Annotated in this window: 16 protein-coding genes; 4 read left to right on the top strand and 12 right to left on the bottom strand. The window is 62.8% G+C overall.

All coding sequences use genetic code 11. The features are described from left to right. Positions 1-59: 59 nt before the first annotated feature. From RA20_RS04055 to RA20_RS04025, 7 genes are all read right to left on the bottom strand, one after another. Entirely contained in the window at positions 60-1,241 is a 1,182-nt protein-coding gene (locus RA20_RS04055) for a CaiB/BaiF CoA transferase family protein (RefSeq protein ID WP_039124878.1), read from the bottom strand. Positions 1,242-1,486: 245 nt separating this feature from the next. Then, positions 1,487-2,251, bottom strand: a complete 765-nt coding sequence (locus tag RA20_RS04050) for a hypothetical protein (protein ID WP_152618431.1) — start codon at positions 2,249-2,251, stop codon at positions 1,487-1,489. Positions 2,252-2,436: 185 nt separating this feature from the next. Continuing rightward, positions 2,437-3,297, bottom strand: coding sequence for a D-amino-acid transaminase (locus RA20_RS04045; RefSeq protein WP_039124875.1), 861 nt, complete (start codon positions 3,295-3,297; stop codon positions 2,437-2,439). A 10-nt stretch (positions 3,298-3,307) separates the two neighbouring features. Continuing rightward, positions 3,308-4,273 carry an N-acetyl-D-Glu racemase DgcA gene (gene dgcA / locus RA20_RS04040; protein WP_039125017.1) on the bottom strand — a complete coding sequence of 322 codons (966 nt, stop codon included), beginning with the start codon at positions 4,271-4,273 and terminating at the stop codon, positions 3,308-3,310. Positions 4,274-4,327: 54 nt separating this feature from the next. Next, positions 4,328-5,329 (bottom strand): N-acetyltransferase DgcN, encoded by a 1,002-nt coding sequence (dgcN, locus tag RA20_RS04035; RefSeq protein ID WP_039125015.1) that lies wholly within the window; start codon positions 5,327-5,329, stop codon positions 4,328-4,330. Between the two features lie 114 nt (positions 5,330-5,443). Further along, on the bottom strand, positions 5,444-6,715 hold the full coding sequence (locus RA20_RS04030) for an MFS transporter (protein ID WP_039124873.1): 1,272 nt from the start codon (positions 6,713-6,715) through the stop codon (positions 5,444-5,446). Positions 6,716-6,809: 94 nt separating this feature from the next. After that, positions 6,810-7,187 (bottom strand): hypothetical protein, encoded by a 378-nt coding sequence (locus RA20_RS04025; RefSeq protein WP_039124871.1) that lies wholly within the window; start codon positions 7,185-7,187, stop codon positions 6,810-6,812. Positions 7,188-7,364: 177 nt separating this feature from the next. On the opposite strand from RA20_RS04025, the gene RA20_RS04020 reads away from it, so the two are divergent. Further along, on the top strand, positions 7,365-8,324 hold the full coding sequence (locus RA20_RS04020; protein WP_039124869.1) for an L-malyl-CoA/beta-methylmalyl-CoA lyase: 960 nt from the start codon (positions 7,365-7,367) through the stop codon (positions 8,322-8,324). 73 nt (positions 8,325-8,397) lie between these two features. Continuing rightward, positions 8,398-9,000 carry a hypothetical protein gene (locus RA20_RS04015; RefSeq protein WP_039124867.1) on the top strand — a complete coding sequence of 201 codons (603 nt, stop codon included), beginning with the start codon at positions 8,398-8,400 and terminating at the stop codon, positions 8,998-9,000. A gap of 401 nt (positions 9,001-9,401) precedes the next feature. Here RA20_RS04015 and RA20_RS04010 read toward each other — a convergent pair whose 3' ends face one another. Further along, positions 9,402-9,854, bottom strand: a complete 453-nt coding sequence (locus RA20_RS04010; protein WP_039124865.1) for an Lrp/AsnC family transcriptional regulator — start codon at positions 9,852-9,854, stop codon at positions 9,402-9,404. A 73-nt stretch (positions 9,855-9,927) separates the two neighbouring features. Between RA20_RS04010 and RA20_RS04005 the strand changes: the two genes are divergently transcribed. After that, positions 9,928-10,524 (top strand): LysE family translocator, encoded by a 597-nt coding sequence (locus RA20_RS04005; RefSeq protein ID WP_039125013.1) that lies wholly within the window; start codon positions 9,928-9,930, stop codon positions 10,522-10,524. Positions 10,525-10,624: 100 nt separating this feature from the next. Here the strand turns inward: RA20_RS04005 and RA20_RS04000 are convergent, their stop codons facing one another. Together RA20_RS04000 and RA20_RS25295 are read right to left on the bottom strand one after the other, a co-directional pair. Beyond that, positions 10,625-11,458, bottom strand: coding sequence for an AraC family transcriptional regulator (locus tag RA20_RS04000; protein WP_039124864.1), 834 nt, complete (start codon positions 11,456-11,458; stop codon positions 10,625-10,627). Positions 11,459-11,512: 54 nt separating this feature from the next. Further along, positions 11,513-12,352, bottom strand: coding sequence for a hypothetical protein (locus RA20_RS25295; protein ID WP_152618430.1), 840 nt, complete (start codon positions 12,350-12,352; stop codon positions 11,513-11,515). 95 nt (positions 12,353-12,447) lie between these two features. On the opposite strand from RA20_RS25295, the gene RA20_RS03990 reads away from it, so the two are divergent. Continuing rightward, positions 12,448-13,410, top strand: a complete 963-nt coding sequence (locus RA20_RS03990) for an acetyl-CoA carboxylase carboxyltransferase subunit alpha (protein WP_039124860.1) — start codon at positions 12,448-12,450, stop codon at positions 13,408-13,410. Positions 13,411-13,568: 158 nt separating this feature from the next. Here the strand turns inward: RA20_RS03990 and RA20_RS03985 are convergent, their stop codons facing one another. Together RA20_RS03985 and RA20_RS03980 are read right to left on the bottom strand one after the other, a co-directional pair. Continuing rightward, the gene (locus tag RA20_RS03985) at positions 13,569-14,465 is read right to left on the bottom strand and encodes a hypothetical protein (RefSeq protein WP_039124858.1); all 897 of its coding nucleotides are present in this window, start codon (positions 14,463-14,465) and stop codon (positions 13,569-13,571) included. Between the two features lie 273 nt (positions 14,466-14,738). Beyond that, positions 14,739-15,392, bottom strand: a complete 654-nt coding sequence (locus RA20_RS03980) for a GntR family transcriptional regulator (protein WP_039124856.1) — start codon at positions 15,390-15,392, stop codon at positions 14,739-14,741. Positions 15,393-15,428 lie beyond the last annotated feature (36 nt).

Here is a 15,428-nt window from a genome sequence, read left to right as displayed (position 1 = left end):
CAATTGCTGGGGATGCATTTTCCGGCGGGAGGGAGTGCCCTGCCTGGCCTGCGGAACCTCTAGCCCGCGATCCCGCGGGTTTTCAGCGTTTCGAACTCGGCGGCGGAGACCCCGATATCCGCCAAGACAGCAGCACTGTCGGCGCCATGCTCCCGGGGCGCGCGGTCCAGCCCTGGGCTGCCGTGATCGTAAGCGAAACCGGCAACCGCCAGCCGCTGCCCCTCCACCTCCTGCACCGCACCGCGGGCCTTGTAGTGCGGCTCGTCCAGGCTCTCCTCCAGAGTGCGCACCCGGGCGGCGGGCACATGGTGGGCGTTCAGCAGATCCTCCCATTCAGCCGCGGTGCGGGTCTTCATCACCTCGGCCAGGATATCCGCGTCCCATGTCCGGCGCGCGGCAATCTCCGGCCGCGGCGTCCTTTCAATTGCTTCTGCCTCTGCCGGGCGCCCTGCGCTGCGCATCAATGATGCCATCTGCCGGTTGGTATAGGCGCCGATCATCAGCGTGCCTTCTGCCGTCTCATAGGCCGAATAGCCCGCAAGCGACGGGTCCTGATTGCCATGCGGGCGCGGGCATCTGCCGGTTGAGAGGGTTTGCATGGTGCCCGAGTTCTGCAGCATCAGCGCCGCATCCGCCATCGCCACATCAATCCGCCGCCCCTGCCCCGTCACCGCCCGCCCGTAAAGCGCCGCGGCGATGGCAAAGGCCGCTTGCGCACCGGTGCCGTAATCCACCATCGCAGGCCCCACCCGCACCGGGTCCTGCCCGGCATCACCATTGGCCGCCATGATGCCGCTGAAGGCCTGGATCACGGTGTCATAGGCGGGATGCTCCGCCTTGGGGCCCTCCTGCCCGAAACCGCTGATCGCACAGTAGATCAGATCCGGTTTCAGCTCCGCCAGCCGCTCATAGCTGAGGCCCAGCCGCCGCACTGCGGGCAGCGTATAGTTCTGCACCACCACATCCGCGGTCTGCACCAGGCGGGCAAAGATCTCCTGCCCCTCGGGCCTCGCCAGATCCAGCGCCAGGCATTTCTTGCCAGCCCCCTGCGCCTGAAAAGCCAGCCCCATGCCCTGCGCATTCAGCTCCGGGTCGGCGCCCTCGCTGCGGGTCATGTCGGGCCGGTCCACAGGCTCAATCTTGATTACCTCGGCCCCCAGCACCGCCAGCTGGTAAGCCGCGAAAGGCCCGGCAAACACATGGGTCAGGTCGAGAACCCGGATACCTTCGAATGGGCGCATGGATAAACCTCCCTGTTACCGGGAGGCTAGGAGCTATGGGCAAGACTTACCGGCCCGTTTCCGCCATCGCCCGCGTCGTTTTCATGCGGCAGCGGAAGGGGCGCTGCCCCGCAGTTTTGATTGGAAGAGGGGCGCTGCCCCTCTTGGCCTGGCGGCCAATTCACCCCGGAGTACTTGGGCAAAGGTGAAAAGCCGGGCAGAGCGGGCAAGTCAAACAGAGGATGCAATGCACGAGCTGCAGAGCGTCAGTCCCGCCGGAAGATTCTCTCAGCTTTGGCTCCAAAAGACTTGGCAAGGTTAAAGCTCACAGCGCTATTTCCATCGCTATGCCGCATCGCGGTCACATACATATGCACCTGCTTCGGCAGTTTCGCCCGCAGTCCGATACCAACGGTGCCGTCATCTCTGTTGTTCAACATTGGCTTAGAACCAAATGCTCTGCCATACAGCCTGCTTTCACGGCCGAACTCACCAAGCAGATGCTCACCCTCGACAGTCAGCCACCTGTTATCTCCGGCACTGGTTAGCTCTTGGAGGGCTACACCGAATGAGCCGTTTTCACCGTAGTAGTCGTAGCTGACAGAAAGAGTTTCGGATTCGAGCACATCTTTTTTCATCGCAATCCCACCGCCGGTTAAATGCCAATACGAGAGGTAGTGCCTGTAGCTGTCGTATTGCACTCCAATAGTATGTGCCTTGGTGATGTCCCAGTAGACGTCAACACCATACGAGGCCGTGTAGGTCTCATGATCCAGGCTGCCATTTGAGGCTATTTGGTTCCCGCGCGCCAGACTGCCGATGAGCCTGACGCGCTCACCCAATTGGAACCCAGCCCGGCCGGCGATGCTGACCTCATTCCGGGAGGATCTGCTCCAGCTATCAATGTGACGATTGAATCCGGCTGCCACTTCCACCGCAACCCGGTCTTTCATCGATTGCGCATGAGCAGAAGCTGCCGAGACAGCGGCGAGGGCTCCGCAGAAAATTGCGGTCAGAAAATGCAGTTTCAAAATCCGGTCCTGAAATGAAGGTGTCTTTCTGCAGGCCACATCCCCGAAATCCGCTCTGAATTGCAAGGCGGATGCCAAACACACGCCGGCCGCAAACGGAATTGTTGCTCCCCCGCAACCCGCGCCACGAAAAACGGGCTGGAAAATCCAGCCCGTTCAAAAACTTGCAAATTTTGCAGCCTGCTTCAGATCGCCTTCTTGCGGCTTTCTTCCAGGTAGATCTCGCGCAGGCGCTTGGCGATCGGGCCCGGGGTGCCGTCGCCCAGGGTGACGCCGTCGATTTCCACCACCGGCATCACAAAGGCCGAGGCCGATGTGGTAAAGGCTTCATCCGCCTCTTTCGCTTCGTCGATGGTGAACAGGCGCTCTTCGATTTCCATCTGCGCTTCTTCCGCCAGGCGCAGCACCGCGGCGCGGGTGATGCCGTGCAGGATGTCGTTGGACAGCGGACGGGTCACGATCTTGCCGTTCTTGACGTAATAAGCGTTGTTGGAAGTGCCTTCGGTCACATGGCCGTCTTCGATCAGCCAGGCGTCATCGCAGCCCGCTTTCTTGGCCATCATCTTACCCATGGAGGGGTAGAGCAGCTGCACGGTCTTGATGTCGCGGCGGCCCCAGCGGATGTCCTCGATCGAGATGATCTTGGCGCCTTTCTTGGCAGCCGGGCTGTCGGCCAGGCCGGGCTTGTTCTGGGTGAACAGAACGAGGCTCGGCGGAGTGTCCGCGGACGGGAACACAAAGTCGCGGTCGCCGTCGGAGCCGCGCGACACCTGCAGGTAGACCAAGCCTTCTTCGATGCCGTTCAGCTCCACCAGCTTGCGGTGGATTTCCAGCAGTTCGTCCTTGGTGCAGGGCGACGGCATGTCGAGCTCGTTCAGCGAGCGCTCCAGGCGCACCGCGTGGCCTTCGAAGTCGATCAGCTTGCCGTCCAGAACCGAGGTCACCTCGTAGACCGCATCGGCAAACAGGAAGCCGCGGTCAAAGATCGAAACCTTGGCGTCGCCCTCGGGCAGGTATTCGCCATTCACATAAACGGTACGGGTCATGGTATTCTCCTCAGCCCCAGAGTGCAGCCACAGGCGGGTGCACGCCGTCGGCATCAAATGTCAAAGGTTCCTCGCGGTCTTCGGCCAGCAGGAGCGGCCCGTCAAGATCCGTTACCGCCGCACCCTGCGCCACAAGCGTCGCCGGCGCCATTGCCAGCGATGAGCCGACCATGCAACCGACCATCACCTGATAGCCCTCGGCCAGGGCCTGCGCGCGCAGTTTCAGCGCTTCGGTCAGGCCGCCTGTCTTGTCCAGCTTGATGTTGACCACATCGTATTTGCCCTTGAGCTTGGGCAGGCTTTCGCGGTCGTGGCAGCTTTCGTCGGCGCAGACCGGCACCGGGCGCTCCATGCCGATGAGGGCCTCGTCCTCGCCTGCGGGCAGCGGTTGCTCCACCAGTTCCACGCCAAGGCGCACCAGATGCGGCGCCAGGTCGGCATAGACCTCTGCCGACCAGCCCTCGTTGGCGTCGATGATGATCTTGGCATCCGGCGCACCGGCGCGCACCGCTTCCAGGCGGGGCATGTCGTCGGGGGTGCCGAGCTTGATCTTCAAGAGCGGGCGGAAGGCGTTTTCCGCCGCCTGTTTCTGCATGTTCTCAGGCGTATCCAGCGACAGCGTATAGGCGGTGATCTCCGCCTTGGGCTCCGGCAGGCCTGCCAGTTCCCAGACGCGTTTGCCGGCCTGTTTCGCCTCCAGATCCCACAGCGCACAGTCGACCGCATTGCGGGCGGCGCCGGCGGGCAGCAGCGACTGCAGCTCTTCGCGGGTGAAATCGGCGGGCAGGCCCTCGATCTCGGCGGTCACGCTTTCCAGGGTTTCATTATAACGGGCATAAGGCACGCATTCGCCCCAGCCGGTCACGCCGTCCTTCTCGACCCGGACGGTCAGGACCTTGGCTTCGGTGCGCGAGCCGCGCGAGATGGTGAAGACCTGCGCCAGTTTGAAGACGTCCGGCGTCACGGTGACATTCATATCCATTCCTTTCGACGGAAAAAGGGCGTCTGTTGCCAGACGCCCCCTTACAAATCAGACTGCGGCCAGCGCGTCTACCAGGCGGCCTGCGCCGTGGCGGTACGGGTCAACGGCGGGCAGGCCCATGCGCTCTTCGACTTCGGCCAGGTATTTCACGGCTTCGTCTTCGCTGAGGTGCTGGGTGTTCACCGAGATGCCGACGATCTTACAGGCCGGGTTGGCGCGCTGCGCCAGCGGCAGAGCGACGTCGCGCAGCTCTTCCAGGGTCGGCACGTCGTATTCCGGCAGGCCGCGCATATGGGTGCGGGTCGGCTCGTGGCACAGGATCAGCGCGTCCGGCTGGCCGCCGTGCACAAGCGCCATGGTGACGCCCGAGTAGGAGACGTGGAACAGCGAGCCCTGGCCTTCGATCAGGTCCCAGTGGTCTTCGTCGTTGTCCGGGGTCAGGTACTCGATGGAGCCTGCCATGAAGTCCGCAATGACCGCGTCCAGCGGAACGCCGTGGCCGGTGATCAGGATGCCGGTCTGGCCGGTGGCGCGGAAGGTCGACTTCATGCCGCGCTCGCGCATCTCGTTGTCCATCGCCATGGCGGTGTACATCTTGCCGACCGAGCAGTCGGTGCCGACCGCCAGGCAGCGCTTGCCGGTGCGGGGCTTGCCGTTGGCAATCGGGTAGCCGACGGTGGGGACGCGCACGTCGTGCAGAGTGCCGCCGTGGGTCTGGGCCGCGGCCACCAGGTCGCCCTCGTCGCGCAGCAGGTTGTGCAGGCCGGAGGCCAGGTCATAGCCCATTTCCAGCGCTTCGATCAGGACTTCCTTCCAGGCCTCGGAGATCACGCCGCCGCGGTTGGCAACGCCGATCACCAGGGTCTTGGCGCCGGCTTCCTTGGCTTCGGCCAGGGTCAGGTCTTTCAGGCCCAGGTCTGCGCCGCAGCCCGGCAGGCGGATCTGGCCGACAGCGTGGTCAGGACGCCAGTCGCGGATGCCGATGGCAACCTTGGCGGCCAGCATGTCAGGCGCGTCGCCCAGGAACAGCAGATAAGGGGTCTCGATCATCGCGCTCATCCTTCGAGTTTAACAGGTCGCGCTAATTTCAGGCCAATTTCGCGCAAAGTCCTCTCGAAATCGCGCAAGAAAGTTACTCTCGCGCGATTTTCTTCGCAAAACCGGTCAAACAGCCGAAGAATCTTCGCCAGGCTTGCTGCTTGCAGGTGTTTCCTCCTCCGGCAGCCATGATTCCGCCTGCAGCACCCCGGGCTGGGCAACGCCGATCACGCCCATCGCCTGCACCTCGCCCGTTTCCTCCGGCGCCGCCTCCTGCACCCGGCGCGCCATGGCGATAACCGCCACGCCGCTGCCGACAATCGCCAGCAAGAGCGGCAGCCCGCGGCCGTCCGCCATGCTGATGGCGTTCGGGCCCAATAGCGTGCCCGCAAGGAGGCCCACATTCAGCAGGAACACCATGGCGCCGCTGGCCGGCACGACCTGCGAAGGCTTGAGCTGGTCATTGGCATGGGCCGTCAGGATCGAATAGGCGGGAAAAGTGCCCATGGCGATCACCGCAAAGCCGATCACCGCCCGCGAAGGCGAGCTCTCCAGCGCTACCCAAGCGCTGGCTGCAGCGGTCAGCATGCCCAGGCCGAACACCACATAGCGGCGGTCGGTATGATCCGAGATCCAGCCCACCGGGTACTGCACCAGCGCGCCTGCGATCAGCGCAATCACTAGCGCCCCTGATGCCTCCGCGGTGCTGAAGCCCATCGGCAGCAGATACAGCGGCAGCGAGATGAAGGTGGCCGAGACCGCAACACTCATCAGGAGGATCCCCATCACCGCCATCGGCGAGACGCGGTAGAGCCTGCGCACCGGCATCCGCTCCGGCGCGGTGTAATCCGGCGCCCGGTTATCCGACAGCAGCAGCGGCACGATCGACAGCGAGATCAGGATCGACACCAGCCCGAACAGCAGGTTGCCGCTGGGGTCCGGAAAGCCCACCAGCGCGGTGCCCAGCGCCGGCCCCGCCAGCTGGATCACAAAGTAGACCGACAGGACCTGCGCCCGGATCCGGTTCTCTGCCTTGGCGTTGAGCCAGCTCTCGGTGACCACATAAAGCCCCGGGAAACAGATACCGCCCAGAAACCGCATCGCCGACCAGCTGTAGGGGTCCGAAGTCAGCAGGTGCACGATGGCGGCAATCGACACCAGCGAGGCCAGCGCCGAAAACACCCGGATGTGCCCGACCTTTTCCACCATTCTTGGCGCAAGCACTGTCCCCGCCAGCGCCCCCAGCGGATAGCAGGCCTGCATCACCGAAATAGTGAAATCGGAAAACCCAAGGCTGTTGCCGCGGATGGTCAGCAGTGTCGCCAGAAGGCCGTTGGCCACCATCAGCATCAGCATGCCCAGGAACAGGGCCCAATTGTCGATCAACGCGCGTTTCATGCGCTTTCACTGACCGAACCTTTTTTTGCAATCGCGTCAGGACGCGACATGTTAAGGCAAACGCGACACATGCAGCGCAAATTACGGCGCCGGACTACCTAACTTTGCCCTCAAAACGGCCGCCTTCGCGGTTGATCACAACCAGCTTGCCATTGTTGACTACGTAGAGATCATACCGGAGGTTGGAGTACCCGATGCAGCGAACTCCGTCCGCATAAAACTTGTACGATCCGGCATTATAATTCTGCCCGCCTGTGCTATACCGGTATCCGCCGTCCTTACGGTATTGCTCTGTGCCTGCACTTCCAAACTTGACCTTCTTTCCGGACAGCAGCTTGGTCAGGTACTGGCCGCTCACTCTTTGGTCACCCGCTTGCAGGTTCCAGTTCTGCTTGGGCGCTTTCCCAGGGCATGCAGCACTTGCACTGCCGGCAGCGAACAGCGCAGCGGCAAAAACAATAAAACTCTTCATTGAACGTCCTCCCTCTTCGCCAGCCTAGGTTGAACCCGCCACGCCGACAACAGTCTTTCCGCTACTGCAGCGCAGCAAGAATTGCTGCAGCCGCAAAATTCACTTGCAAGCTTCCACGCAATTTAATAACTCGAAGGGCGAAAATTCTGCAATTTCCTTACCCCGGGAGGTTTCCGCATGTCATTCCGCATCCAGCCCGCAGCCCCTGCGCGCCCCAACCGCTGCCAGCTGTTCGGCCCTGGCTCCAAGGTCAAGCTGTTCGAAAAGATGGCGGCCTCGGCGGCGGACGTCATCAACCTCGACCTTGAGGATTCGGTGGCCCCCACCGACAAGGACCAGGCCCGCGCCAATGTGATCGAGGCGATCAACGGCGTCGACTGGGGCAGCAAGTACCTGTCGGTGCGGATCAACGGGTTGGATACGCCTTACTGGTACCGCGATGTGGTGGATCTGCTGGAGCAGGCCGGTGACCGGCTCGACCAGATCATGATCCCCAAAGTCGGTTGCGCCGAAGACGTCTATGCAGTGGACGCGCTGGTCACCGCCATCGAGCGCGCCAAGGGCCGGACCAAGCCGATTTCCTTCGAAGTAATCATCGAATCGGCGGCGGGCATTGCCCATGCCGAGGACATCGCAAAATCCTCCCCCCGCCTGCAGGCGATGTCGCTGGGCGCGGCGGACTTTGCCGCTTCGATGGGCATGCAGACCACCGGCATCGGCGGCACTCAGGAAGATTACTACATGATCCGCGACGGCCAGAAGCACTGGTCGGACCCCTGGCATTGGGCCCAAGCGTCCATCGTCGCCGCCTGCCGCACCCATGGCATTCTGCCGGTCGACGGGCCGTTCGGCGACTTCTCGGACGAAGACGGCTATATCGCCCAGGCGAAACGCTCGGCAACGCTGGGCATGGTCGGCAAATGGGCGATCCACCCCAGCCAGATCGCGCTGGCCAACCAGGTCTTCACCCCGTCTGACGAAAAGGTCCAGGAAGCGCGCGAAATTCTCGCCGCAATGGAAGAAGCCAAAGCGTCTGGCGCCGGTGCCACCGTGTACAAAGGCCGTCTTGTCGACATCGCCTCGATCAAGCAGGCTGAGGTGATTGTGGCGCAGGCCGAACTGATCGCGGGCAGCTGACGCCGGCCTGTGATACAAGGTTTCTGAAGGGCGTCCCGCTGGGACGCCCTTTTTAGTTTGAGGAGGCAGTTTCATGAGCAAAGCCACATTGCTGCACACGGCTGCAGTGCATGCCGCCACCTTTGATGCGCTGGCGCCTGAAGCAGACTTCGACCATCAGGTCCGCCCCGACTGGCTGGAGCGTGCCCAGGGCGGGATTGACATCTCCCTGCGCCGCGAAATCACCGAAGCGGTGCAGTCAGCGGACGGCACGGTGCTGTGCTCCTGCACCACAATCGGCGAGGCGGCAGAAGACGCCGGCGCCATCCGCATCGACTGGCCAATGATGCAAGAGGCCGCGCGTTTGGGCGGACCGGTGCTGATGGCCTACTGCCTGGACAGCACCGCGGAGCCTTCGGCCGCACTGCTGCACCGGGCTTTCGGAGATCAGGATCCGCAGCTCGCCTGCCTGCAATTGGGACGGCACTGGCCGCTGTTTGAAGCCGGAGACAGCGGCGGATTTGCCCAAGCCATTGCCGCGGATGTGCTGCAAGCGCTGGAAGGGGGCACCTTCGACTGCGTGGTGCTGGCGCAGGCCTCGATGGCGGGTGCAGCGGAATATGTCCGCGCAGGCACAAATGTGCCGGTTCTGGCTTCGCCGGACCTGGCGGCAGCCTACCTGCTCGCACAAGGCTAGCTGCCCGGCCAAGGCCCCTGCCCTGCCGGTTCTTGCTGTCTTTGTTGCATGACCCTGGGCGTCAAAGCTGCCAGGCAATCAGGAAGTGGCGGCGCCGCCAAAGGGCGGAAATGGACGGGCGTATCCGCCCGCGTGCTAAACGTTGTCTCTGCACGTCCCCCTGGTGTCGGGAACCTGTTCCTGGAGTGCCAGGGGTGTCAGGCCCGGCGTTGACCGCGATCACGGGACACAATGAACCGGGCCGCTTAAGATCAGGAAAGCGGTGCGTGCGCCGGATGCGCAACACTTGCGGCCGCGCGCCTGCAGAAAAGGCAGCGCAGTGAGTATTTGAACAAAGAAGAAGCGGACAGTTTTTGCTCTTCTTCTTTGTAAAAATACTCAATTCCCCGGCAGGCCGGGGATCACGCCCGCATGTCCTTGGGCGACCCCATCACCACATAGGTTGTGATTCCGGTGACATAGGGGGATGTGCCCAGAATATCGGTGTGGAACCGCTTGTAGCTGGGCAGATCGGCGCATTCGACGCGCAGCAGGTATTCGATGGTGCCGGTGATATTGTGGCATTCCACCACTTCCGGCGCGGCCTGCATGGCGCGCTCGAAGGCCAGCTGCGCTTCCTTGGTGTGCTCGCCCAGGCCGACGCCGATGTAGGTGACAAAGCCGTGCCCCATCTGTTCGCGGTCCAAAACGGCGCGGTAGCCGGTGATGATGCCCGCGCGCTCCAGCTCCTGCACCCGGCGCAGGCAGGCGGAAGGGGACAGCCCGACCCGCTCGGCCAGCTCCAGGTTGCTGATGCGGCCGTCGCGGGAGAGTTCTTGCAATATCTGCTGGTTTATCCGGTCTGTTTTCGCCATTAGTTGCGAAAATAAGCTGCAAGCGCTGCAGAACGCAATTACATTTGGCCGGTTTCGCGCAATGCTTTTGCGCATGACTTATGAACTTCTCACCGCGCTGGCACTGTTTGCCTTTGTCTCCTCGATCACTCCGGGGCCGAACAACCTGATGCTGATGGCGTCCGGCGCGAACTTCGGCTTCCGCCGCACCATCCCGCATATGCTGGGGGTGGCGCTGGGGTTTGTGTTCATGGTGCTCTTGGTCGGGGCCGGGCTGGTGCAGGTGTTTGATGCCTTTCCGGTCAGCTACACGGTGCTGAAGGCGGTTTCGGTGGTGTACCTGCTGTGGCTGGCCTGGAAGATTGCCAATGCCGCACCGGTGGAAGCCAAGGGCGGGGCTGGCACTCCGATGACCTTTCTGCAGGCGGCCGCGTTTCAATGGGTGAACCCCAAGGCCTGGGCGATGGCCCTGACCGCGATCAGCGCCTACACGCCGGATCAGACCCTGACGGCAATTCTGCTGGTGGGCGTGATCTTCGGCGCCATCAACCTGCCCTCGGTCGGCTCCTGGACGGTGCTGGGCCAGCAAATGGCGCGGTTCCTGACCAGCCCGCGGCGCCTGACCCTGTTCAACTGGACCATGGCAGTTCTGCTGGTGGCTTCGCTTTATCCGGTGATCTGGCCGCAGTAAGGCGAAACGCCCTCTCGGCCCGCAGGGGCGGAGCGCCCGCCCGCTGCACCGGGGCGGGCGCTGCCCTGCCAGCGGCAGGGCGGCGGTTCCCAGCAGGCGCTTACTTCAGCGGCAGGCAGATCTCGGTCAGCAGCTCCTCAGGCGCGGTGTCGCGCGGGTTGTTGAGGTAGATTTCGAAACAGGGCTGGTCAGCCGGTTCCTCGCCCGACTGCGGCAGCCAGTTGCCGAACAGGCTGTCATAGGCGGCGTGGATGCCTGAGTACGGCCCCTTGAAGGTCAGCACCGCGGTCTTGCCGCCTGCAAGCGTGACCTCCTCCATGCCGTCCGGAACCGCATCACCGGAAAACTCGGCGCCGGCGAAACTGCGCAGGTCCGCCTCGGCCACGACGTCCGGGCTGTCGAAATAGACGCCCAGAACCGCGCCGACCTGCGGCCACAGCCCGCGGCTTTCGCAGATGGCGCCGAATGCTTCAAAGCTCTTGCCGATTTCATAATAGGCGCCTTGGTGCGGCAGCCCTGCCAGACGGCGGGCGGGCTCAGTGCGGGTAATCACATCATGCATGGGGTAGCTTCCTGTTTTCAGATCGGGGTTGGGCAGCCGCAATTGCCCGGCGCGGCGGAAGGCCGCCGGGCTGCTGCCGTAAGCGTCAGAGAAAGCACGCGAGAAGCTGCCCTGGCTGGGATAGCCCGCCTGGGACGCGATCTGTGCAATCGTCAGCCCGTCCTGCACCAGCCAGACCGCGGCCCGGTGCAGCCGGATGCGGCGCACGGCCTGGGCGCAGGTCTCGCCGGTCAGGGCGCGGAACACCCGGTGCCAGTGGAACCGCGACATCGCCGCCACATCGGCCAGCGTGTCCAGCGACAAGTCGCCGTCCAAATGGTCGTGGATATAGGCCAGAACGCGCAGGATGCGGTCTTCGTAGCTGGCGGCCATTGGCAGTGTCTCCAATAGTTTTTCTCTGCCCTCAGGTGATGGCATGGGTGCAGATCACAAATCTTGCTGAGTTACAGTGTTTGACCTGAGCGGTCTGAGATCCGCTATTAACTGGCGGGTTTTCCTGGCGGCTTCCAGCGACATTGACACCGCCCAGCCCGTATCAAGCGACCGCTGCTCCAGAACGGCGAATGAATATCTGTAGCGAAGCCCAGTCTTGAAATCGGCAATCAGAAAATCGCACGCCCATCGCCAGCCATCCGGCTCTTCAAGCCAAATGGGTACAGATGATGTACAGCTGATGTCAGTCCGGAACCCGTCCCGGCTTCTGCCGCGCATGGCCAGGCCTACGGTTTCGGCTTCCGAGCCCTTGCTTACCGGCCGCCTGCGATAGATTACTGGCTCCGCCGGATTGACGGCACTGCGCTCTTCATCCGGAGCGGCTAAGAGGTCAGTGCCAGCATACACTTTAAGCAAGAAGAATTCCCCGGGCATGCCGCGGGCCTTCGCAAACGCGCCAAACTCGCCCCCGAAACCGAGGCTTAGAAAAGCCGCAGCCATTGGTTCAGACTGCGGGCCATCCAAACAGAATGAAGGCCTCCTGCTGCCATTGGCGTTTGGTCCTTCAGGGGTTTCATGGCGGAAGCGGACTCCGTCTACGGTTCGGAATCTTGCTGAGAACCGTGCTGGAACTTCGATAAGGTTGCCCTCAATATCCAGCACCGCTGTTTCGGAGAAATGGCAGGCGGCGAGACGCGCCTCTTTAGCAGCTCGGGATTGCCCGGACGTCCAGTACAGCCACCAGACAAACAACGTCAGCAAAACCAAACCGATCAGCAGGATAGTGCCCGCAACTGTTGCTGCGCCTTGTAAAAAAGCCTTCAATGCTGACATCTCAAAATTCCCGCCTAATCCACCGGCTGACGCGGACAGTTGCATCCCGGGCGTCCTAAGTCCATATAACGGCAAACCTGCAGAGCAGAGGCGATATGACCCAGTATCTGGAATTCGAAAAACCGCTGGCCGAAATCGAAGGCAAGGCGGAGGAACTGCGGGCGCTGGCGCGCGCGAACGAGGAAATGGATGTGGCAGACGAGGCCGCGGCGCTGGACGCCAAGGCCGCACAGCTGCTGCAGGATCTCTACAAGGATCTGACCCCCTGGCGGAAGTGCCAGGTGGCGCGCCATCCCGACCGGCCGCACTGCAAGGATTACATCGAGGCGTTGTTCACTGAGTACACGCCGCTGGCCGGCGACCGGAACTTTGCCGACGATCTGGCGGTGATGGGCGGCCTGGCCCGCTTCAACGACCAGCCGGTGGTGGTGATCGGCCACGAGAAAGGCCATGACACCAAGTCGCGGATCGAGCGCAACTTCGGCATGGCGCGCCCCGAGGGCTACCGCAAGGCAATCCGTCTGATGGAGATGGCCAGCCGATTCAAACTGCCGGTGATCACCCTGGTGGACACCGCCGGCGCCTACCCCGGCAAAGGCGCCGAGGAGCGCGGCCAGTCGGAAGCCATCGCGCGGTCGACCGAGATGTGCCTGCAGATCGGCGTGCCGCTGATCTCGGTGATCATCGGCGAAGGCGGCTCCGGCGGCGCGGTGGCCTTTGCCTCGGCCAACCGGGTGGCGATGCTGGAGCATTCGATCTATTCGGTGATCTCGCCTGAGGGCTGCGCCTCGATCCTGTGGAAGGATGCCGAGAAGATGCGCGAAGCGGCAGAAGCGCTGCGCCTGACCGCGCAGGACCTGCAGAAGCTGGGTGTGAACGACCGGGTGATCCCGGAGCCGATGGGCGGCGCGCACCGCGATGCCAAAGCGGCGATGGCAGCCGTCGGCGGCGCGATCCAGGAAATGCTGGACGAGCTGTCGGAGAAAGACGCGGCCGAGCTGGTCAAGGACCGGCGCCAGAAGTTCCTTGCGATCGGCTCCAAGGGGCTGGCGGCGTAAGCGCGGCGCAAGATATGAGACTTTGAAACCCGGCCCTGGCGCCGGGTTTTTTGTTTCAGAGCACGTCTGCTAAGACTTTCAATCGGTTGGAGGCCGTCTGTCTCCGCAAACGCTGTTTGGCCGGCACAAGAAACCGCGTGCGGGTCACTTTTGCTATCTCAATCCCTTGACCTCATAAAGCGGACCGCAGCGGATTTGTTCGAGCTCAATTCTGCGAAGCCGGACTCAAAGGCCTTGAGCTCAACTCCGAAAGCGTTGCGGAATGCCGCCCTCCGGCTTTCGCCTTTGCCAAGCCGCCGCCAGTACGCAAAAATTGCGTCCCCACCGGCCCGTCCCGCCAGCAGCTCTACCGCCAGCAAAGAGACGCGATACTGCTCCAGACTGGTGACCGAACCCGGCCTTTGCATGCCTGTCAGCACCACTCCGGACGACTGCTGTATCTTTTGCAGATCCGAGATACGCGGTCCGGTGAACCCTCGCTGCTTTTTCCGCCAGTACCGCAGCTCAAAATACTCGGCACTGCCTTCGACCAGCCATTCCGGACCAAGCAGCACTTCTCCAGAGGGCGTTCTGCCGCGGCGGCTGGCCTCGTTTGCCAGCACGTGCTGGAGCACATGCATGTATTCGTGAGTGATGAGCGCCCCAAGCTCCATTTTCAAGTCGCGGGTCCAGCGTCTGGGATTCGAACGGTAAACGGCGGTCAGGGGTTTCCAGCACAGAGCCAGAGCATTGTAGTAAGTGATCCCGGAAACGTGCCTGCCCAGGCGGCAGACCATGGCGACACGGCGTTTCAGGTTGCCCGGCACAGGGTGCCCGGACTGGCGCAGCGCGGAAGCCAGTTTCCGGGCCAGGAAATCTGCATCCTCCGAACCATACACGGAAACGGTAGAAGCCGGTCTAATCCCCCACCACTTTTGAAAAAACGTCTCAACGCCAGTGTGCAACTTTTCAACCAGCTCCTGCGCAGCAGGCCCGGCTGCACCGGACGTCTGCACCTCTGCGCTGACTATGGTTGGACAGCAAATGAAGAATAGCCCTGCAAGAAGCGCACGCATATGATGCCTTTCCCAAACATTGCAGTCGAAGATCCGAGGGGCTTGCTTCATGGCGCATCCGCTGCCCCTTCGTCTGTCCCGGCTGCAGGTCACTCATTCATGCCATCAATCTTCTACAAGAGAAATACATGAAAGCGCGGCACTCCCGCGCCCGCGCAACTCCAGCTGGCGCCGACGCCACTGGCGGCCTTGGGCAAGGGCAATTTTTCAAATTGACCGGAGCGAGCAGGAGCCTCCCCTTCCGCTTTCCGAAGCCCCAGCTGGAACCTTGAGCTAGCCCGCCAGCAGCCGCAGCCCCTGTGTCACATCCGAGCGCACCGCCAGCCGCAGGCCGGGCTCGTCGCCGGCTTTCAGCGCAGCAATGATCAGCCGGTGGTTCTGCGGCGGGTCGGTGCGGCGCAGGCGGCCGTAAAGCGCGCGCATAGTGGGGCCAAGCTGCAGCCAGACGGTCTCCGCCATCGCCAGCATGGCCGGCGCCTGGGCGCGCAGGTAAAGGGTGCGGTGGAACTCCAGATTGGTGCGGATATAGCCCACCGCATCGCGTTTGGAGACCATCTCGGCTACGGTCGCATTGATCATCTGCAGCCGGTCGATCAGCGCCATATGGGCGCGCGGCAGAGCGCGGCTGGCAAGCTCCACCTCCAGAAGCGCGCGCAGGGCAGCCAGCTCTTCGATCCGCTCATTGGTCAGTTCCGGCGTCGACACCCTGCCTGAAGTCGAGAGAAACAGCGCGCCCTCCGCTGCCAGGCGCCGCACGGCTTCGCGGGCCGGGGTCATCGAGACCTCGAATTCGCGGCCGATGCCGCGCAGGGTGAGCGCGGCGCCGGGGGTGACCTCGCCATGCATGATGCGGGTGCGCAGGGCACGGTAGACGCGGTCATGGGCCGGCGCGGCAGCGTCGTGGGAAGAGCGGGCAGTCAAATTCATCCCCTCATGTGATCACAAAGCCCGCCGCCGTCAAGC

Source organism: Leisingera sp. ANG-Vp (genome assembly GCF_000813725.1).
In the GTDB taxonomy this organism is placed as follows: Bacteria; Pseudomonadota; Alphaproteobacteria; order Rhodobacterales; family Rhodobacteraceae; genus Leisingera.
Note: the sequence above shows the minus strand (reverse complement) of the source record. Positions and strands in the feature narration are given on the sequence as shown.